17 protein-coding genes and 2 pseudogenes are annotated in these 19,968 nt (G+C 53.0%); 10 read left to right on the plus strand and 9 right to left on the minus strand.

The window, feature by feature from the left end; translation table 11 throughout:
- The first annotated feature begins 2 nt into the window (after positions 1-2).
- The 4 genes from dapF to DMX12_RS15860 are packed head-to-tail and all read left to right on the plus strand — an operon-like array spanning position 3 to position 3,148.
- The gene (gene dapF, locus DMX12_RS15845) at positions 3-833 is read left to right on the plus strand and encodes a diaminopimelate epimerase (RefSeq protein ID WP_009681648.1); all 831 of its coding nucleotides are present in this window, start codon (positions 3-5) and stop codon (positions 831-833) included.
- A gap of 13 nt (positions 834-846) precedes the next feature.
- Complete coding sequence (locus DMX12_RS15850; RefSeq protein ID WP_009681647.1) at positions 847-1,557, plus strand: DUF484 family protein; 711 nt, start codon at positions 847-849, stop codon at positions 1,555-1,557.
- A complete protein-coding gene (xerC, locus tag DMX12_RS15855) occupies positions 1,557-2,456 on the plus strand; it encodes a tyrosine recombinase XerC (RefSeq protein WP_110678582.1) in 900 nt (299 codons plus the stop codon). The genes DMX12_RS15850 and xerC overlap by 1 nt, the downstream gene beginning before the upstream one ends.
- Entirely contained in the window at positions 2,453-3,148 is a 696-nt protein-coding gene (locus tag DMX12_RS15860) for an HAD family hydrolase (RefSeq protein ID WP_009681645.1), read from the plus strand. The genes xerC and DMX12_RS15860 overlap by 4 nt, the downstream gene beginning before the upstream one ends.
- Before the next feature lie 152 nt (positions 3,149-3,300).
- Here the strand turns inward: DMX12_RS15860 and sutA are convergent, their stop codons facing one another.
- The 3 genes from sutA to glnK all read right to left on the minus strand — a co-directional run bounded on the left by sutA (position 3,301) and on the right by glnK (position 5,778).
- Positions 3,301-3,630, minus strand: coding sequence for a transcriptional regulator SutA (sutA, locus tag DMX12_RS15865; RefSeq protein WP_009681644.1), 330 nt, complete (start codon positions 3,628-3,630; stop codon positions 3,301-3,303).
- A gap of 431 nt (positions 3,631-4,061) precedes the next feature.
- On the minus strand, positions 4,062-5,393 hold the full coding sequence (locus DMX12_RS15870; protein WP_110678584.1) for an ammonium transporter: 1,332 nt from the start codon (positions 5,391-5,393) through the stop codon (positions 4,062-4,064).
- Between the two features lie 46 nt (positions 5,394-5,439).
- Positions 5,440-5,778, minus strand: a complete 339-nt coding sequence (gene glnK, locus DMX12_RS15875; protein ID WP_002555808.1) for a P-II family nitrogen regulator — start codon at positions 5,776-5,778, stop codon at positions 5,440-5,442.
- Between the two features lie 384 nt (positions 5,779-6,162).
- Here glnK and DMX12_RS15880 point away from each other — a divergent pair, with 384 nt between their 5' ends.
- Complete coding sequence (locus DMX12_RS15880) at positions 6,163-6,429, plus strand: accessory factor UbiK family protein (RefSeq protein WP_009681642.1); 267 nt, start codon at positions 6,163-6,165, stop codon at positions 6,427-6,429.
- A gap of 23 nt (positions 6,430-6,452) precedes the next feature.
- Here the strand turns inward: DMX12_RS15880 and DMX12_RS15885 are convergent, their stop codons facing one another.
- On the minus strand, positions 6,453-8,465 hold the full coding sequence (locus tag DMX12_RS15885) for a DUF4034 domain-containing protein (protein WP_110678587.1): 2,013 nt from the start codon (positions 8,463-8,465) through the stop codon (positions 6,453-6,455).
- 257 nt (positions 8,466-8,722) lie between these two features.
- Between DMX12_RS15885 and DMX12_RS15890 the strand changes: the two are divergent.
- The 4 genes and pseudogenes from DMX12_RS15890 to DMX12_RS15905 all read left to right on the plus strand — a co-directional run.
- Positions 8,723-9,685, plus strand: a pseudogene (locus tag DMX12_RS15890) (YifB family Mg chelatase-like AAA ATPase); the annotation flags it as partial.
- Between the two features lie 44 nt (positions 9,686-9,729).
- Positions 9,730-11,484 (plus strand): recombinase family protein, encoded by a 1,755-nt coding sequence (locus tag DMX12_RS15895; protein WP_177411270.1) that lies wholly within the window; start codon positions 9,730-9,732, stop codon positions 11,482-11,484.
- Positions 11,485-11,768: 284 nt separating this feature from the next.
- Positions 11,769-12,143, plus strand: coding sequence for a plasmid mobilization relaxosome protein MobC (gene mobC / locus DMX12_RS15900; RefSeq protein ID WP_110678589.1), 375 nt, complete (start codon positions 11,769-11,771; stop codon positions 12,141-12,143).
- A gap of 11 nt (positions 12,144-12,154) precedes the next feature.
- Positions 12,155-14,299, plus strand: coding sequence for a relaxase/mobilization nuclease domain-containing protein (locus DMX12_RS15905; protein ID WP_177411271.1), 2,145 nt, complete (start codon positions 12,155-12,157; stop codon positions 14,297-14,299).
- Between the two features lie 16 nt (positions 14,300-14,315).
- Here DMX12_RS15905 and DMX12_RS29040 read toward each other — a convergent pair whose 3' ends face one another.
- The 3 genes from DMX12_RS29040 to DMX12_RS15915 all read right to left on the minus strand — a co-directional run bounded on the left by DMX12_RS29040 (position 14,316) and on the right by DMX12_RS15915 (position 17,891).
- Entirely contained in the window at positions 14,316-14,540 is a 225-nt protein-coding gene (locus tag DMX12_RS29040; protein ID WP_146226835.1) for a hypothetical protein, read from the minus strand.
- A gap of 402 nt (positions 14,541-14,942) precedes the next feature.
- On the minus strand, positions 14,943-16,520 hold the full coding sequence (locus DMX12_RS15910; protein WP_110678593.1) for a replication endonuclease: 1,578 nt from the start codon (positions 16,518-16,520) through the stop codon (positions 14,943-14,945).
- A 624-nt stretch (positions 16,521-17,144) separates the two neighbouring features.
- The gene (locus tag DMX12_RS15915; RefSeq protein WP_110678594.1) at positions 17,145-17,891 is read right to left on the minus strand and encodes a DUF2971 domain-containing protein; all 747 of its coding nucleotides are present in this window, start codon (positions 17,889-17,891) and stop codon (positions 17,145-17,147) included.
- A gap of 96 nt (positions 17,892-17,987) precedes the next feature.
- On the opposite strand from DMX12_RS15915, the pseudogene DMX12_RS15920 reads away from it, so the two are divergent.
- Positions 17,988-18,530 (plus strand): annotated as a pseudogene (locus tag DMX12_RS15920) (ATP-binding protein); the annotation flags it as partial.
- Positions 18,531-18,569: 39 nt separating this feature from the next.
- Here DMX12_RS15920 and DMX12_RS15925 read toward each other — a convergent pair.
- A complete protein-coding gene (locus DMX12_RS15925) occupies positions 18,570-18,938 on the minus strand; it encodes a response regulator (RefSeq protein WP_110678598.1) in 369 nt (122 codons plus the stop codon).
- Complete coding sequence (locus tag DMX12_RS15930; protein WP_110678600.1) at positions 18,935-19,927, minus strand: response regulator; 993 nt, start codon at positions 19,925-19,927, stop codon at positions 18,935-18,937. Before DMX12_RS15930 ends, DMX12_RS15925 begins: the two co-directional genes overlap by 4 nt.
- Positions 19,928-19,968 lie beyond the last annotated feature (41 nt).

The following is a 19,968-nucleotide window of genomic DNA, read 5'->3' on the forward strand; positions in this document are numbered from 1 at the left end:
CCATGCTACTGCGTTTTACCAAGATGCATGGGCTGGGCAACGACTTCATGGTCCTGGACCTGGTCAGCCAGCACGCCCACATCCAGCCCAAGCACGCCAAGCAATGGGGTGACCGCCACACCGGCATCGGCTTCGACCAGTTGCTGATCGTCGAGGCGCCGAACAACCCGGAAGTGGACTTCCGCTACCGTATCTTCAATGCCGACGGCTCCGAAGTGGAGCAGTGCGGCAACGGTGCGCGCTGCTTCGCCCGTTTCGTGCTGGACAAGCGCCTGACCGCGAAAAAACGCATCCGCGTGGAAACCAAGAGCGGCATCATCGTGCTGGACGTGCAAAACGACGGCCAGGTGAGTGTCGACATGGGCCCACCGCGCTTCACCCCTGCCGAAATCCCCTTCGTCGCCGACGCGCAGGCGCTGAACTACCCACTGGAAGTCGACGGCCAGCTGCATTCGATTGCCGCCGTGTCCATGGGTAACCCGCATGCCGTGCTGCGTGTCGACGACGTGCGTACTGCCCCCGTGCATGAACTGGGCCCGAAGATCGAAAACCACCCACGCTTCCCGCAGCGGGTGAATGCCGGCTTCCTTCAGGTCATCGACCGCCACCGGGCCAACCTGCGCGTGTGGGAACGCGGCGCGGGCGAAACCCAGGCCTGCGGCACCGGCGCCTGCGCCGCCGCCGTGGCGGCGATCAGCCAGGGCTGGATGGACTCCCCGGTATCCCTCGACCTGCCAGGTGGCCGCCTGCACATCGAATGGGCCGGCCCCGGCAAGCCCGTGGTGATGACCGGCCCGGCCGTACGCGTCTACGAAGGACAGGTTCGTCTCTAAGCGAGTAACCGCCATGACCGATCAGCCCAAGGTTGTACCCCAGCAGTCCGCCGAGCTCGATGCCGAGGCGGTGGTCGCCTACCTGCGCGCCCACCCTACCTTCTTCAGCGAGCACGACGAGTTGCTGATCGAACAGCGTATTCCGCACCAGCGCGGCGACAGCGTGTCGCTGGTCGAGCGCCAGCTCAAGCTGCTGCGCGACCGCAACATCGAGATGCGCCACCGCCTGTCACAACTGATGGACGTGGCCCGTGACAACGACCGGCTGTTCGACAAGACGCGCCGGCTGATCCTCGACCTGCTTGATGCCGGTAGCCTGGAAGAAGTGGTCATGGCCGTCGAAGACAGCCTGCGCCAGGAGTTTCAGGTGCCCTTTGTCAGCCTGATCCTGTTCGGTGACAACGTTGCCCCCGTGGGGCGCTGGGTCAGCAATGCCGAGGCCCAACAGGCCATCGGTGCCCTGTTGGGCGGTGGCAAGACGGTCAGCGGCAACCTGCGCGAACATGAACTGGCCTTCCTGTTCGGCGAGGAACAGCGCCGCGAGGTCGGCTCCAGCGCCGTGGCCGCGCTGGAGTACCAGGGGTTGCATGGGGTGCTGGCAATCGGTAGCCGAGACCCGCAACACTACAAGAGCAGCGTCGGCACGCTGTTCCTCGGCTACATCGCCGAAGTGCTCGGCCGTGTCGTGCCACGGGTGACCCAGACCCTGCGTTCGGTACGCTGATGGAACGCCAGCTGGAGGCTTATTGCGCACACCTGCGCAGTGAGCGCCAGGTGTCGGAGCACACCTTGCTGGGCTACCGTCGCGACCTGGACAAGGTCATTGCCTATTGCAAGGAGCACGGTATTGCCGACTGGCAAGCGCTGCAGATTCAGCAGTTGCGTCAGCTGGTCGCCCGCCTGCATCACCATGGTCAGGCCTCGCGCAGCCTGGCGCGGCTGCTGTCCGCTGTACGCGGCCTGTACCGTTACCTGAACCGCGAAGGCCTGTGCCAGCACGACCCTGCCGCCGGCTTGAGCGCCCCCAAGGGCGAGCGCAAGCTACCCAAGGTGCTGGACACCGACCGTGCGCTGCAGCTACTCGATGGCGGCGTGGACGACGACTTCATTGCCCGCCGTGACCAGGCCATGCTGGAGCTGTTCTATTCCTCGGGCCTGCGCCTGTCTGAGCTGACCAACCTCGACCTGGATCACCTGGACCTTGCCGCCGGCCTGGTGCAGGTACTGGGCAAAGGCGGCAAGGCGCGGGTGCTACCGGTCGGCCGCAAGGCCCGCGAAGCGCTGAAGGAATGGTACCGCCTGCGCGGCATCGGCAACCCGCGCGACCGCGCCGTGTTCATCACCCGCCAGGGCAACCGCATCAGCCCCCGTACCGTACAGCAGCGGGTCAAGGCCGTGGGTGAACGTGAACTGGGCCAACACCTGCACCCGCACATGCTCCGTCATTCCTTCGCCAGCCATATGCTGGAATCGTCCCAGGACCTGCGCGCAGTGCAAGAGATGCTCGGCCATGCCGACATCAGCACCACGCAAATCTATACCCATCTGGACTTCCAGCACCTGGCGGCGGTGTACGACAGCGCCCACCCCCGGGCCAAACGCAGCAAAGGCACAGACTCATGAGCATCAAGCTGATCACCTTCGACCTCGACGACACCCTGTGGGACACCGCGCCAGTGATTGCCAGTGCGGAAGTCGTGCTGCGCGACTGGCTCGAAGCCAACGCCCCCCTCCTGGGCGGGGTGCCGGTGGAACACCTGTTCGCCATCCGCGAACGCCTGGTGCAGGCCGAGCCCGGCCTGAAACACCGCATCAGTGCCCTGCGCCGGCGGGTACTGTTCCATGCCCTGGAAGAGGTCGGCTACAGCGAGAAACACGCACAGGACCTGGCCAATGAAGGCTTCGAGGTGTTCCTGCATGCTCGCCACCAGGTGCAGATCTTCCCCGAGGTGCAGCCAATGCTGGAGATCCTGCGGCATCAGTACACCCTGGGCGTTGTCACCAATGGCAATGCCGACGTCAGCCGGCTGGGGCTGGCGGATTACTTCCGCTTTGCCCTGTGTGCCGAGGACCTGGGCATTGGCAAGCCGGACCCGGCGCCGTTTTTGGAGGCCTTGCGGCGTGGCGAGGTGGACGCCGGTGCGGCGGTGCACATTGGTGATCACCCGGCTGACGACATTGCCGGTGCCCAGCGCGCCGGGCTGCGCGCGGTTTGGTTCAACCCGCAGGGCAAGGCCTGGGCTGGCGAGCAGGCCCCGGATGCCGAGATCCGGCGCCTGTCGCAGCTGCCCGACGTGCTCGCACGCTGGCGCTGACAGGGGCCGCTTTGCGGCCCATTCGCGGGCACGCCCGCTCCCACAGGGACCGTGCAGGTCCCAAGACCTGTGGTAGCGGGCTTGCCCGCGAACAGGCCGGCACAGGCACAAAAAAGCCCGCAGCGACGGCGGGCTTTTTGACGATCAGCCACTCAGATAGGGCGGCTGCCGTACTTGTTGTCCGGCTTCTTGGGCGGGTCGGCGACCACATTGGCCTCGACTTCCTGCACCTTGCCACCGCGCGACAGAAATTCTTCCATCGCCTTGGCCAGTGCATCACGCTCTTTCTGCTTGGCTTCCATGCTCGGCATCTCGTCTACCGAGACTGCCGCCTTGGATTTGCCCTTGGCAGCGGGTGCCGGGCTGCTGTCGTCATCGCCAGCGTCTTCGACGCCGTCATCAGCCGCCGCTTCGAGGCCTTCATCGCCCTCGTCTTCGTCACCTACTTCGAGGTCATCATTTTCCAGATCGTCGTCGCTCATGTTCTACCTCATGACTTGCGAAAAGCAGGTTAGTTATAGACCAGTGCAGCCGTAGACCGGCAGCTACCAGTGAAAATTCAACTGGCCGTGGGTTAGGCCACTGCCCTTGGGGCCGGCGCTCCTGATGGGAGGCGGTACCCAGCAGGCCCTGCTCCTGGCAGAACCTGACAAATCCATTAGCCCCTGCTGGCCACTCGCTATTGGCAAGCGTAGCAAAGGCTGATTGAAGTGCGCCGACTGCTTGCCAAACACCCTTTGGCGCGCATTCTAGCGTGCCGGTAGAAAAAGCAAAGCACCATAAATGCCCTACGACTTGTAAGTATTTTGCCTACGTCGCGAACGTGCCGGATAAACCGTTTGCCGAGCGGGAAATGTTAAAAATCTGGCAAAAAAATGCCCGGCAAGCCGGGCAAGTTTTTACCGCGTCGCAGTTACAGGTTGTAGCCGCGCTCGTTGTGCTGAGCCAGGTCGAGACCGACCGACTCTTCTTCTTCGTTGACCCGCAGGCCCATCACCAGGTCCAGCACCTTGAGAATCACGTAGGTGGCGATGGCGGTGTAGACCACGGTAAAGATCACGCCTTTGGCCTGTACCCAGACCTGCATGCCGATGTCGGTGACAGTACCGAAGCCGCCCAGTGCCGGGGCTGCGAACACGCCGGTGAGGATGGCGCCGATGATGCCGCCCACACCGTGAACACCGAAGGCGTCCAGCGAGTCGTCATAGCCCAGCTTGCGCTTGAGGGTGGTGGCGCAGAAGTAGCAGATCACACCCGAAGCCAGGCCGATTACCAGGGCACCCATGGGGCCCACGGTACCCGCGGCCGGGGTGATGGCGACCAGGCCGGCAACCACACCCGACGCGATGCCCAGGGCGCTCGGCTTGCCGTGGCCGATCCACTCGGCGAACATCCAGCCCAGTGCCGCAGCGGCGGTGGCGATCTGGGTCACCAGCATGGCCATGCCCGCGGTGCCGTTGGCCGCTGCAGCAGAACCTGCGTTGAAGCCGAACCAGCCGATCCACAGCATGGCCGCGCCCATCAGGGTGTAGCCCAGATTGTGGGGCGCCATCGGGGTGGTCGGGTAGCCTTTGCGCTTGCCCAGTACCAGGCAGCAGACCAGGCCGGCGATACCTGCGTTGATGTGCACCACGGTGCCCCCAGCGAAGTCCAGTACGCCCCAGTCCCACATCAGTGCACCGTCACCGCTCCACACCATGTGCGCGATTGGCGCGTATACCAGGGTGAACCAGATACCCATGAACACCAGCATCGCGGAGAACTTCATGCGCTCGGCGAAGGCACCGACGATCAGCGCCGGGGTGATGATGGCGAAGGTCATCTGGAAGGTGATGAACACCGCTTCAGGGAACAGCGCAGTGGCCGAAGTCAGGCTCTCGGGCGTGACACCGCTGAGGAAGGCCTTGGAGAAGCCGCCAACGAACGAATTGAAATTGAGTACGCCTTTTTCCATACCGGCGGTATCGAAGGCCATGCTGTAGCCGTAGACGACCCAGAGAATGCTCATCAGGCCGGTGATTGCAAAGCACTGCATCATCACCGACAGCACGTTCTTGGAACGCACCATGCCGCCATAGAACAGGGCCAGGCCCGGAATGGTCATGAACAGCACCAGCGCCGTCGCGGTCAGCATCCAGGCGGTGTCGCCGGAGTTCAGCGCTGGGGCAGCTTCCTCTGCCAGGGCGAGCCCGGGGGTTACGAGGGACAATAGGGCTCCTAGCCCTGCGATCTTACGCAGAGTCATGTTGTTTTCTCCTGGGGCTTTGGGTTTGGTGAGGCTTTGTTGTTGCTTAGATCGCGTCGGTATCGGTTTCGCCGGTACGGATACGGATCGCCTGCTCCAGATTCACCACGAAAATCTTGCCGTCACCGATCTTGCCGGTGTTGGCTGCCTTGGTGATGGCTTCGATTACCCGATCAAGGTCCTTGTCATCGATGGCGACATCGATCTTCACCTTGGGCAGGAAATCGACCACATACTCAGCACCGCGGTACAGCTCGGTGTGGCCCTTCTGGCGACCGAAACCTTTGACTTCGGTGACGGTGATACCCTGCACGCCGATTTCCGACAGTGACTCGCGCACGTCGTCCAGCTTGAACGGCTTGATGATGGCTGTGACTAGCTTCATGAAACTCTCTCCCGATTTGGTGGACTTGCCCCAGGAAAACAAACCCGTCTCAAGTCTAAGCGCAGCGGTTGGCTTTGTAACGCGTCGTCGGCATCCGGCTCCGCGTGCGCACTGCCTGGTCACAAGGAACTGCATCAGTGCATGGCTCGAACTGGTCTTTGCAGAAACCTTGCCAGTTCCGCCAAAGCCACGAAAAACAGCGAGTTATGTGATTTAGTCAGGATTGGCCAGTCGCCAGCATGCAGATCATGCACAGTTTCGGTGCGCGCAGGCGGGGGCTGCTGCTCGAAAAACGTGCAGTGCCGCGCGAGCGTCTGTGAAAGAAAGGCCCATGTGCGTGCGTGCTACACTGCTGGCCATTTCTCAGTTTCAATGGAAAGCCCCATGCTCGCGCCCAAAGCCCTTCTCGATGCCCTGAGCGACCAGGCCTCGCGCCTGTTCAGCAGCGATACCGCACAGCCTCGCGCCGAACTGGAAAGCCAGTTCAAAGTGCTGATGCAAGGGGCGTTCAGCAAACTGGACCTGGTCAGCCGTGACGAATTCGACAGCCAGATGGTCGTGCTGGCGCGCACCCGTGCACGCCTTGAGGCCCTGGAGCAACAGGTAGCAGAGCTGGAAGCGCGGCTGGCCCCTACTGCCCAGCAGGACTGAACCAGCCCTGCTGCTGCCACACGTCAGGCGGAAACCCGCAGGGCGTTCAGCTCAGGCGGCCTGGGCGGTAGCTCACTGGCATGCAGGGTGCCGCGCAACAGCGCTGCACCACATTGTGTGAACACTGTTTTCAGCCGGTTGTGCGAGTTGAGTATCTGGGCCTGGATACGCGCGATGGTGGCGTCTGCCGGCTGCAAGCTGGCCGCACGGTTGGCCCATTCGATGGCGGCAAAGCGGCTTTGCTTGCGGGTGCCGCGCCCCTGCATCCAGGCCAGTCCCAGCTCGGCACTGGCGCGTGCAGCAATTCCCAGGTCAGGGTGCTCGACCAGGCTCAACAGGTACGCCACAGCCTCGGCCCGCTCCCGAGAGTTGCCGAACTGGCGCAACAGGATGCCCAGATGCAAACGCGCGCGGGCATTGGTCTGGGAATCGCCCAGCGCGTCGACCAGCAGGTGCCTGACGGCCAGCATGGCGCTGCGCTCGCTGAGGTCCTCGCCACCCTTCATGCGCAGGCACGCCAGCTTGTATTTGGCCCGGCGGCTGCCCGCTGCCACTGCGCGCCGTAGCCAATGTTCAGCGGCCTGGCGATCAATGTACTCCTGCGGGGTGTTCGCCTGGCCACCACAGTACAAGTCATACAAGCCAAGGGCTGCCCCCGGCAGGTTCAGTTCGGCACAACGCTCATACAGGTAGACGGCCACTTCATGGCGGTTGGCAGCCAACAGCAGGCGCGCCGCCGCAAGCACCGTGAACCCCGGCGCATGGCCTGCCAGCTGGCGTTTCACCGCCCGCTGCGACCATGCCCGGGCCTGCTCGGCCGAGCGTGGCAGCCCCCACAGACCAAAGCAGTGCCCTGCGGCGCGCAAGGCACAGGCGCCCGCATGGCAGCGCCCGTCGCACAGGCGCTCGAGGGCGCGGCGCAGCAACTGCTGCTCATCCGCCAGGCCGTCGCGCAGTATCAGCTCGGCCAGGCAACGGAACGGCTCGCCCATGGCCCCGATGGCTCCATGATCGGCATTGCATGCCAGGCTTGCGGCAAAGTCGCCAATCGCGCCGGCCTGATCGTGCAATGCAGTACAGCGCAACGCCCCCCGCCAGGCCAGCAGTACTGCGCGCTCCCTTGGCCTCAGCGGGCGCTGTGCCCAGGCGTCGAACAACTGCTGCCAGGTGGCCACGGCCTGCAACTGGTCGGCAGCCGGCAACAGCAGCTGTTCTTCGACGGCCATCCAGCGCAAGGCGTTACGCAGGCGCTCGTCCCAACCGGCGCACAACGGGCCGCTGGCCAACAGTTCAAGCGCATCGGCACCGGCGCCCGACCGCGGCAACAGGTAGATAGCCAGGGCCTGGATGGCTTCGAAGCAACCGGGGCGCAGCCCCAGTGCGTGGCGGAGCCAGTAGTAACGCGGGTCCTGGGTGTCCTGGTAGGTCCGCTTGGCCAGGCACGCGGGCAAGCTGCTTGGCAGTTCCGCCAGCGGTTGCACCCCATGCCTGACCAACAGCGGCGCGGCGGCTTCCTGCACCTCCACATCGGCATGGGCACTGGGCCGATAGCGCGCAGGCCGCCCGTTGAACAACTCGGCCAACCAGCCAGGCTCGCGCAACTGCGCACTGACGCGCAGCATGCCGATGGCCGCTGCCAGCGGTTGCGCCGAACGCTCCAGGGCCTGCAGCAGGTGCGCAGTCGCGGTTTCGCATATCTGCCCTACGGCCAGCACACGCGCAGCGTTGGGTTGGCCATCAGCCTGTACCCGGCAAGCGCGGTGGAAGCAGTGCATGCCCATTACCACGTGCGGGTGGTAAGCCTTGGGGCAGGCATCGACCCAGGCTTTGAGCACCTGGCTCGGGGCTTTGTCGCCCTGGTTGTCGAGGTCGGCGAACATGTGGCCTTCCAGGGCCGCCAGGTAGGCCGGAAACTCGCCGGGCGGCGCCTGATACCACTGCGCCTCGAGGCGGTCGAAAAAACGGGTAAGTTCAACGAATGCGCGGGCCTGCACCAGTTCGCGGATTACCTGGTGAGTGTGGGTGAGCGTTTGCACGGAGCAATTCCTCAAGTCCATTTGGAAGAAGGGACAGTGCCATTCCATGGCAACTGCAGTTGCCCAACAACACTAAGCCATACCCGGCCCCTGCGCAAAGAATATTGGATCCACCTTTTGCTCAGAGGTGTAAAAATCCGCGATAAATCCCTGCCCGGAAAAACCACGACGCACACTTCTTGCGCCGGCAGCAGGAGCGCTGGCTATCCTGTGCGCTACCGCAGGAAGCGGCCTTCACCCGCGACAACGGAGCGTCCATGTCCCTAGCCCTCGTCCATAGCCGCGCCCAGGTGGGCGTACAGGCACCGGCGGTCAGCGTCGAAACGCACCTGACCAATGGCCTGCCGCACCTCACCCTGGTCGGCCTACCGGAAACCACCGTCAAGGAAAGCAAAGACCGGGTACGCAGCGCCATCGTCAATTCCGGGTTGAACTACCCACAACGGCGCATCACCCAGAACCTCGCCCCCGCCGACCTGCCCAAGGATGGCGGGCGCTACGACCTGGCCATTGCCTTGGGCATCCTCGCCGCCGACGGTCAACTGCCAACCGCGGCCCTTGCCGAGCTTGAATGCCTGGGCGAACTGGCACTGTCTGGCACGTTGCGCCCGGTGCAGGGGGTATTGCCGGCGGCACTCGCGGCCCGCGAAGCAGGCCGGGCGCTGGTGGTGCCACGGGAAAACGCCGAGGAGGCCAGCCTGGCCAGCGGCCTGGCGGTGTATGCCGTGGGGCACTTGCTGGAGCTGGTTGCCCACCTCAACGGCCAGGTGCCCCTGGCGCCTTATGCGGCCAACGGTTTGATCCTGCAGCAACGGCCGTACCCGGACCTGAGTGAGGTGCAAGGGCAACTGGCGGCCAAGCGCGCCTTGCTGCTGGCAGCTGCCGGGGCGCACAACCTGTTGTTCACCGGCCCGCCCGGCACCGGCAAGACCTTGCTCGCCAGCCGGCTGCCCGGGCTGCTGCCGCCACTGGACGAGCACGAGGCGCTGGAAGTGGCGGCGATCCAGTCGGTCAGCGGCCATGCACCGCTGAGCAGCTGGCCGCAGCGCCCCTTTCGCCACCCGCACCACTCCGCCTCCGGCCCGGCACTGGTGGGGGGCAGCAGCCGGCCGCAACCTGGCGAAATCACCCTCGCCCACCACGGTGTGCTGTTCCTTGACGAGCTGCCGGAATTCGAGCGCCGCGTGCTGGAGGTGTTACGCGAGCCGTTGGAGATCGGTAGATGGTATTCTCACACTTTACCAAATGCCACAGGAAGCCCGGAATGCCTACTGCCTACGCTTATATCCGCTACTCATCAAAAGCCCAAGGTGAAGCCGGTAGGGATTCCGTAGACCGTCAAATGGCATCGATCCAAGCCATTACAAAGCAACAAGGTATTGAGTTGCCGCCCGAGAATATCTACTCGGATACGGGCATATCTGCACACGATGGAAGCAACAAACGAAAAGGAAAACTAAAAGAACTCATTGATATGATTAGCGATATGCATATCAAAGAGGGCGATTATATATTTGTTGAAAGTATCGACCGGCTTAGTCGTCAAAGACTTCTGCAAGCAAAAGAGCTAGTCAATGGCATCCTTGAAAAAGGGGTTATTTTAATAACCACTATTGATGGTCAACGATATGAAAAACCAAACGAAACAAACCGTATTGATGACTTACAGCAAGATATTCTCTTAAGTGTTATCGCAAAGCGAGCATACGAAGAAAGTAAGACAAAATCAGTTCGTAGAAAATCCGCATGGAATAGAGCCAAGAAGTTAGCTGAAGAAGAAAAAGTCATTTTTAACGCCCATAATCCACCATATGGAATTCGATACAATACAGAGCTTAACTGCTTTGAAATCGAGGAAGAAGAAGCTCAGGAAATAAGAGATTTCTTTGAGAGCTTGAAATATGTCGGCGTGTCATTGTCAATTAAAAAGCTAAATGCTTATTCAAAACGAAAATGGTCAAGTAGAAATATAAAGCATCTAATAGATACGAAATACGTTCTCGGTGCTTACATGGCTCAGCGAAGAGACGAAAACAAAAAGAAAGTATTTGAGCGATACATTGAAAACTATTACCCGCAAATCGTTTCATATGAGCTGTTTAATGAAGCAATAGCAGCAATGAAAAATAGAGCACAAAGAAAAAACTACGGCAACCAAAGTGTTGGCAGCTTGAACATTTTCCGCCACAGCATCAAATGTGATTGTTGTGAGGCATCTATGTTGTTTGAAAAACAAACAAACCCCAAAGGCGTCGTTTATCCGTATTTTCAATGCTACACACGCAAAGAATTAAAAAATGGATGTGACCAACCACGCTTTCGTTTTGACTTGGCTTTTGGGTTATTTCTTGAACTCATATATCAATCCACGACGGATGAAGACTTTGACGTCCACCCGTGGCAAAACGAAATGCCGGATACTGAAATTGAATATGAATGGATTACTCGCGAAAGCGGCATGAGGTATCGCCTTCCAACAAAGGAAGATATTGATGAGGAAGAACGAGTAGAAAACTTTAAAGAGCTACTAATCAAGCTACTTTCAAACAGAGAAAACCAAACCAAAGACAACAAGATAATTTTTGAATTGAGCAACCTATTGCTTGAACAAAAAAGTTACAGAGACAACCTGATGAAGTCTTTTGCAGGCTTCACCAGCGGTGTTATCCCGCAAGAATTCTTGCAGGTAGTCAGCAAAACAGAAGCAACCATCAACGATATTGAACAAAACCTTGCAGAGCTACAAACACAAATAAACATCAAGAAAACCACTATAAACATTTACTCGGAAAACGACATAATTGATTTATATAAAACAGAAGATGGCCGCTTAAAAATAAATCAATTCTTTGTTGCTAACGATATAACTTTCAAATTCAAATTCGACAAAACCTCAAGAACTTTGTTTGCGAAGATTTTCCAGAACGGTTTTGAAATTGACCGCATAGCCAAACAGTTCAGCCTACATAACCCCCTTAAAGAGTTCGGCATCAACAATCTCAACGAATACTTTAATTGACGCCATCATAATCAAAGTAGGCTGCCTATCAGGTGGCCTTTTTAATGCTGGCTATACGTTGCTATACGTTGCTATACGCTCTCATTCTTTGTTATCTGGCTTATTGAAAGCTATACAACTTGAAAACATTTTAATACATGTTAACTTGATATTAGTAGTTTGAATTCTTTATATGCGAGCAATGTAAATGTATAGCAAATTTCACTTCGTTCATTTACTAACATTTACGCTCGATTTTTCGCACTACGTTTGAAAAATGTATAGCAATCAACATGGAGGATTGTATGAATGACAAAGTTAGAAAAAGTAATCAGTTAAATTTTAGACTTCCACGGGAAGATATTTTACTGCTCGAAAAGCAGAGAGCCACATTAAAAATGACTCAGGTGAAATTCATTTCCCACATTATAAATAATGGAATAAATGAAATCATAGAAGTAAGCAGCCCAAAATTAAGAGAGGATATAGTCACCATTGAAAAAGTATTCAGCCAGATTGGCAACAACGTTAACCAGATAGCAGCAGCGTTAAATTCAGGGAAGCAACCAAGCCAAGACGTTTTGGATGTTCTGAGCAAATTAGATAAGAACATGGGTGTATTGATGAATAGACTTGAAAACTTGAAAAAGGAGAAAATAACAACCAAAGGAGATATATGATAAGGAAAAGATTGAGCACCCAAAAAAGCAGGTCAGGAGTATATAAGGCTTCTAAATACTTTCACAAAGATGAAGGATGTGTATTGTTCGAAAGCAACATTTACACACCTATGAACTCATCCAAAAGACAAATTGCTAATGCCATTGCAACATCCATCGAAAGTGATGTCGCTGTTAGAACCAAAGGCAGAAAGCAGTCAGTTAGAAGCCAGCACGATATGGTCAGCTTTCATACCAATGATAACGTTACTCCTGAACAAGCGAAGCAGATAGTAAAAGAACTCTATGAAAAGACGCATAACCTTTCAAATAGAAAGTATGCGTTGGGTGTTCATATTGATACAGATGAGGTTCACGTTCATATTGTTTGGGGTTTGAAAGACTTCAATGGTAAGTGTTATAACGTTAGCAATGACTACCGAGTCATTGAAAGAGAATGTGAAAAGCTTGAACAGAAATACAATCTAATTATTCCAGAGAACCGAATATCAAGAGACATGGACGCACTTGACAAAAGAAAAGACTTATCACCAAAAGATAAGAAGGACATCATCAGCAAAAAATATAAAGACAAGCATCCGTCATCCAATGAAAGAATGCTTGATGTTCGAGGCATAACGTCCAACAAGCAGCAGATGAAAGACGCTTTAAACGTTTACCTTGATAACTCTTCAAGCCCTTCCGACTTTATCAACCAGATAACTGCGAATGGTTTTAATGTCATTCACAATGGTAAATCATCTTTCTCCATTCAACATGAAGACCAGATTTTCAAAGCATCCGAGCTTGGCCTATCTTACAAAACACTTAAAGCGAAACTAGGTGATGACACTGGCTTTGAGCAGACTTTGAAAAATAAGCACAACTTTAAGAAATACGAAGATTGTTCTATTGCTTCCAATGAAGCAGCACCCGACTACATGAAAAAGATTAAACCGAACTCAGTGCTTGCCACCAAGTTCAAGTTTATTCAGCATAGTGACAAGGTTGAATATTTCTATAATTCAGCCAGCAGCAAGAAATCATTCGAGTATTACAAAGACCCGTCAAAAGTTTCATTTCATGACTTATCAAGACAGTCAGCAAAGGCTGGCATTCAAAGGCTTGTTGCTGACGCCAAACCACCACAATCATTCACAGTGAATGGCCCTGATTTCTTTAAGAAAAATATATGGCTTGAATTTCAGTTAATGGGATTGGAAGCCAAAGGGTTCAAGCTTGAAGGTTACAAACCTACACCAGCAGACCTTGAAGAATTGAAGAAAATCCAAGAGCAATACGCTTCTATGAACAAGAAGCCAGAACCTAAACTAGAAGCTCCTACGGTGGCCGTAGAGCCAGCTAAACCAGTAGAGCCTATCATTGTCCCACCAGTCATGCCTACGCCTGCTCAAAACGCACCAGAGACACCAGAAGAGCCTACAAAGCAGGTTGAACAAGAACACGTTGCAGCGACTAATGATGACTTGATTGATGAGTTGAATAGTATGTTTAAACCTACCCCACAAGACGCCTTACGTGAGGTATTGAATAAGGTCACACCAGAAATGCTTTGTATGGAACACGGTTCTATTACTTGCCGCAGATGTTTCGGAAATGAATTTGACAATGCACCAGCAGATAAAAAAGAAGAGTTCAAACAACTCAACACAGAATTATTTGTGGCTTACACTGACCACCCAAACTTGAAAGGTGAGTTTGATGAAATCATCATTGACCACAAACAGTTGTTAAAGGATACCCCTATTTATGCGGAATCACTTAATGCGTATCAAGCTCAAAAGACAATTGAGATTAAACAAGATTTCAACATCTTCCTTAAAGAAATTGAGCACAACAACCCCGGCTTTGACTTTCTTGATGAGGAAGCCTATGAAGCTAACAAGGAGTTTGTAGAGAGACTTAAAGAATTTGATGTTGATGGCTTAGATGAAGCGAGGCAAGAAATTGAACTATATGAAGCAATACAGAAGAAACTTGAAAAGATAGAAAGCCCGGAAATCAGGGAAGAGATACTACAAGATAAAATAAACGAACGTAATGAGAAAATTGAAGAAGCACAAAAACAGAAGAAGCTAGATAATGACCAAAACAAAAGAACCCGTCGCCGTGGGGTTGGAATGGATTTAAAGCCGAAACGTAAAGAAGATAAATAAAAAGCCCTCTGGGCTTTTATTTGTCTTGGGTTTGAAAGTTTCTAATCCCCACTTGTAGCGTTACATCTTTGTTGAATCCGTTAACTTTGCTTACATCTAAGTATTCCTTCATGCAATCATTTATAAAGCGTGACAACGGAAACTTATGAGCATTGGCAATTTCTCTGAATTGATTATGCGTTTCAGCGTCGAGCGTGATGGTGCAAACTTTAAGATTTGCTTTTGCTTTAGGTTTTTTCATTAGTGCCCCTTTCTTATTTATATATATTTATTAGAGCACAAATAAAGGCGAAGTCAAATAAATACATATTTTCTTGACAAAATTCAGGCACAAAAAAACCAGCATTCGCTGGCTTTGTTATAGGTCTCTTATACACTCGTCTTGATATTCGTAAGGAACTCTACTTTGGTCTACCAGCACCTTGTATGTGTAATCTAATGGGTCAAAAATCAAATGACAAACACTTTTGTTATGTGCATTCTTAACATCTTTATACAAGCCATAGAGACCTAATTGCTTTGTATATTTTAAGATTTCTTTTCTTTTGCTAGTCACCCTTATTAGTTGCATACTCATAATCTCCTGTTCTTGCTAGCAATATAACATGCGATTATAAATAATCAATAGATAAGTATTTATTTATTACAATCCAGCATCAAGCAACGCGGTATCAACAATCTTGTAATTTGCTTTTATATCAACAACTTCTTTTGTGCTCAAATCAATTATGTATTTGCCTATTAATTTCTTTCCAAAAACATCACCAAGCAGGTCATTCTTAAAGACTTGTATTTTGCTGTATAGCCTCATTATTTTTAGCTTTCCATTTACAAGTATAGAGAACCCAATGAAATCATTCTTTTCCACAAATGCGAACGCCTTATCAATAACTTCATTCTTGCCTTTCAAGAATGGCTTTCTTTTCAGTTCTCTCCATAGTGATAACGTGTTCTTAACGCCGAACATTGCATATCTACGCACACCCCATAATGCTTGAACTGCTCTAACTTTTTTGTGATTTGAGATTTCCAGCTTATCTACATTTAGGACGCCGCCTTTCAACTCGAAATCCATATTGAATGACTTAGTTAGATACTTCATCACATATGATGTTGCCTTGCTTTTCTTTGTGTCAATTTCTTCAATTCTTACGGCGTTTTCCGAGTGTCTAAAATGCTTGTTAATCAAGACTACTAATTCGTCATAATGCTTCTTGTTAACATACATTAAAGCGTGTTTATGAAAGCACTGGTCTTTGTGTGGTTCGACAGCCCAGAAACCGTTCATCTCAATTTTATGCCTATGGATGTCTTTTCTAAAAGCATTCCATAAGCCTTTCAAGTAATCATTGCTATCCTTTGGGGTTGAACCATCCCAAGAACTAACACCTTTTGACGGCTTTGGGTGAAATCTTGCCGGAGCGGTGAAAGTGATAAAAAGAGGCTTGTAGTCAAGTCGCTTGGCGTAGGCGTCCAACGATGAGACTTGAATAAATATCTCAGCAAATCTTTGCTTTTCAGTGCTTGCTACTTTCCATAGCGGGATTTTCTTGTTGTTCTCATTAACAAGAGATTTCTTCATAATGTAATCAAGCTGGCTGGCTTCGTCCGCTTCTCTATTGCGAACAACTTCATCACTACAAATCTCAAATGCTCGACCAGAACCAATCAAACCTGAGTGCAGCTTTAAAAGTTCGCTTCTTTGTTTTTGTATTCTTTTTATTTGTGATTTAAGTCTTTTCTCATCAGCGATGTTGATGAGCTTGTCTTTTATAGCTGACCCTTTAATATCCTTTATTTTGATACCATAACCGATATCCCAATCAGTCTTTATGCGTGAATAAATACTCTCGCCGGAGTCATCGTCATCAAGGTTTCTCTGTTTTATTATTAGTTGTTCTTGAATTCTCTCGAAAACGAACGTGATATTTTTGACGATTTCGTCCAAATCGCCAGCCAGAATGTATTTATGTCGTATCTTCCAGCATCTATATTCACTGGAAGCGGCAACCCAAGTGAATTTATTTTTGAGGTTTCTTATTTCTTTGGCTATGCTTTCACGCTTTCTTTTTGATGAGTTATTTAACTTATGTTCAAGACATTCCTTTGCAATCATCTTTTTTTCGATGGCTCGCTCAAAAACATACTGCCTTTCACATTCCGCAAAGAAAAATTCAGGAGTAATACTTTTAAGGTTTATGCGTTGCGGAATAAATATCATGCAAGTTATTATTGTTTGTTACTAACACAAATACCATGCCGTGCATGATTGTCAAATAAATAAATATTTTTACTTTCCAATCTGTAAAAAGATGTTTTTTTAAAAAAGTCAAAAACGGTCAAAAAAACCTATAAAATCAACTTGCGACACTTATTTAAGAGTTATCCAAGAAGGTCAAAATCAAAAACATCTGGGTATTGCGAACCAAGTTCGCATATCAAAATCAAAAAGCATCTTGGGCAGGAAAATTTCAAAATATCAAAACTTATGGAATAGCCATTTTTAGGTGATTTACTATCTTATGCGTATGTTAATACAGAGAATTAAAAAACGCCGTTTTTTATCTATTTCTGTTAACGCACCAAAAAAGTGCATTGTGTTTTTTATAGGTTTTTAGATCATTTTTTTGAGTTTTAATTTTCTTGGGTAGTCGTTTTTTGGCTTAAACTCAATGAAAAACGCTGTCAATAGAAAACCAAAAATATATTTATAGTCGAACCCTAATCATCAAATAGGGTTCAACCATATTCCTTAAAATTTCAAAAAATATGAACTGTCCAGCCACTGCATTCATTTGGTCATTTTTCACGCTCGAACAAGTTCAGGCGTTCAAAACGACCTTAACTATTTATCCTCTACTAACTCATAGTTCATTTTGAAAGTTTTCCGGTCATGCTTCATCTTATAAACCTTAATATTTTTGTGCTTTGCTATTTTTATAAGGGCGTACTCATCGGACGAGCATATCCTTGACCCGAGATAAATAGCCTTCGGAACTGGTAGTGAAATGAAATCTTCACTGGCATCCAAGGATATAAATCGCCACTCTGCTTCATACTCCCAGTCGGTTGATTTGTGGAGAGCAGCAACCAGTGGCCCGAGATTACTACGAGGCTTTTGGGAGAGTAGTGGGAGAAAATCGAATAGCTTGTCACTATAAAATACGGGCCATAAACTTTGCTTAATTCTATTCACTTGGTGCAGATTATATTCGACGGCAAAACCTTTATGTTCGTCGCTGTAATGCGTCCACATCAACATAGATTCGATGGAGTTACTAAAACAACAAATCTTCATAACCTTTTTAATTTTGTCGCGAAAGAAAAAATCAAGTAAATCTTCTTCTAATTCGTTTGAAGCTATGGCAATGCTGAAAGAGGAGTCATACGGGTCATTGAAGTTTTCCGGGAAAGACAACCAAAGTCGATTATTCTCGAAATTCTCTATATGCGACTTTGAACAACTGCGATACTTGAACAATTTTTTTGGTATATAGCTTTCTTTTAGCTCTTGTACTTTACTTACGTCAACTTTTCCATCTTTATCAACCGTCAGCAACCCATCAACAATCTTATTGTATAAATCGTCCATTTTATCCTTTCCATGTTATGAACAAAGGTTGAATTTGAATACTCGCACGGCAATTCATCGGCGTCCATGCATCCAGAAATGTGGGGAACACCCCTACCATTCGAGTCCGGTGAAATCGTGATTGCCCGGGCCCGCGACAAAGTACGCTTTCCCGCGCGCTTTCAGCTGGTGGCGGCCATGAACCCCTGCCCGTGCGGCTACCTCGGCGACCCGACCGGCCGTTGCCGCTGCAGCACCGAGCAGATCGCCCGCTACCGCAACAAACTGTCCGGGCCACTGCTGGACCGCATCGACCTGCACCTGACCGTGGCCCGCGAAAGCACCACGCTGAACAACCAGCCTAGCGGTGAAACCAGTGCCGCTGTGGCTGTGAAGGTGGCACAGGCCCGAGCGCTGCAACACGGGCGTCAGGCCTGCGCGAATGCCTTCCTCGATCTCGAAGGTTTACGCCGGCATTGTGCCTTGAAAGCCGCCGACCAGGTCTGGCTTGAAAATGCCTGCGAGCGGCTGACGCTATCGCTGCGCGCGGCACACCGGTTGTTGAAGGTAGCGCGAACGCTGGCGGACCTGGAGGGGTGCGAGACCATTGGCCGGGCGCATCTGGCCGAGGCCCTGCAGTATCGGCCGGGGAGCAGTTAGGTTGCGCAGTGGCCTTGCAGGCAAGGGCCTGCACCACCCCTACTGGCGGCCAGCCAATGCCCGTTCAACCACCGCCAGCAATACCTCTTCAGAAAACGGCTTGCCCAGGCACTCCAGCGCCCCCAGCCGCGTCGCCGCGTGCATGGCGGCATCATCCCAGTGCGCCGACATGCAGATCACCACTATCGGCCATTGCCGAAGCGCCAGCTCACGCTGCACGTGCAGCCCGCTCATGCCGGGCATCTTCAGATCGAGCAGCACGCAACCGGCCTGCCCCGCCCGGTCAGACGCCAGGAACGGGGCACCGCCAGCGAAGGTCAGGGTCTCGAACCCGGCTGAACGCAGCAGGTTGGCCAGGCTCTTGCGCACCGAAGCATCGTCATCGACGATGCATACCCATCTGCTCATGCGCCGCCCATGCCCTCCTGCTGTGTGCCGAGCACGTTGTGCATGGCCACCAACTCCACCAATGAGCGCGACTGCATCTTGTTCATGATGCTCTTCTTGTGCACCTTGGTGGTCACCTCACTGGTGCCGATCTGCCTGGCGATCTGCTTGTGCGACAGGCCGTCGACCACCAGCGAGAACACTTGGCGCTCACGCGGGGTCAGGCGCTGGTACTTTTCCGCCACGAGCCGGGCATGGCGCCACTTGCGCCCTTCGGCCACGGCACGCACCCGCAGCGTCCCCAGCAGGGCCAGTAACTGCTCCTCGTCAAAAGGCTTGGTGAGGAACTCCACGGCGCCTGCGCGCATCGCCTGCACGGTCATCGCAATGGTGCCAAAGCCGGTCATGAACACGATCGGCCAGGGCAGCGCTAGCTGGCGCAGCGTTTCCTGCACTTGCAAGCCGGTGATATCGGGCAGGTGCATGTCGAGCAACAGGCAGGCGTAAGGGGTTTCCAGCCGGGCTTCGAACAGCGCCTCGGCACTGGCGAACAGATGATGGGGTATGCCCTGGGAGCGCAGCAGCCGGCCGAGCGCCGTGCGTACCGATGGGTCGTCATCAACCACCAGCACTGGCACATCCGCACTTTCGCCGGATGGCTCCAGGGTGTCGGCGCCTGCGCACAACGGCAAAGCCCCCAATGCCCGGTCTGGGGCCGCAAAGCTTATCTCGGCCGCCAACCGGTAGCCACGCCGAGGTACGGTCTGAATCAGCCCACGGTCGCCAAATGCCTTGCGCAGCAACGACACCTGGACCTGCAGGTTGTTGTCCTCGACCACGGTGCCGGCCCACACCTGGCTGAACAATTCTTCCTTGTCGACCACCCGGCCCTTGGCCCTGATCAGTGTGGCCAGCACCTCGAACGCGCGCCCGCCCAGCAGCATGGGCTTACCATCGAGCAACACTTCGCGGCGCTCCAGGGACACCAGGGCATTGCCTATTCGGATCATGGCTTCCTCGCACGGGCACGGGCATTCGCGCAGCCACGAAT

This window comes from Pseudomonas sp. MB-090624, assembly GCF_003205245.1.
Taxonomy (GTDB): domain Bacteria; phylum Pseudomonadota; class Gammaproteobacteria; order Pseudomonadales; family Pseudomonadaceae; genus Aquipseudomonas; species Aquipseudomonas juntendi.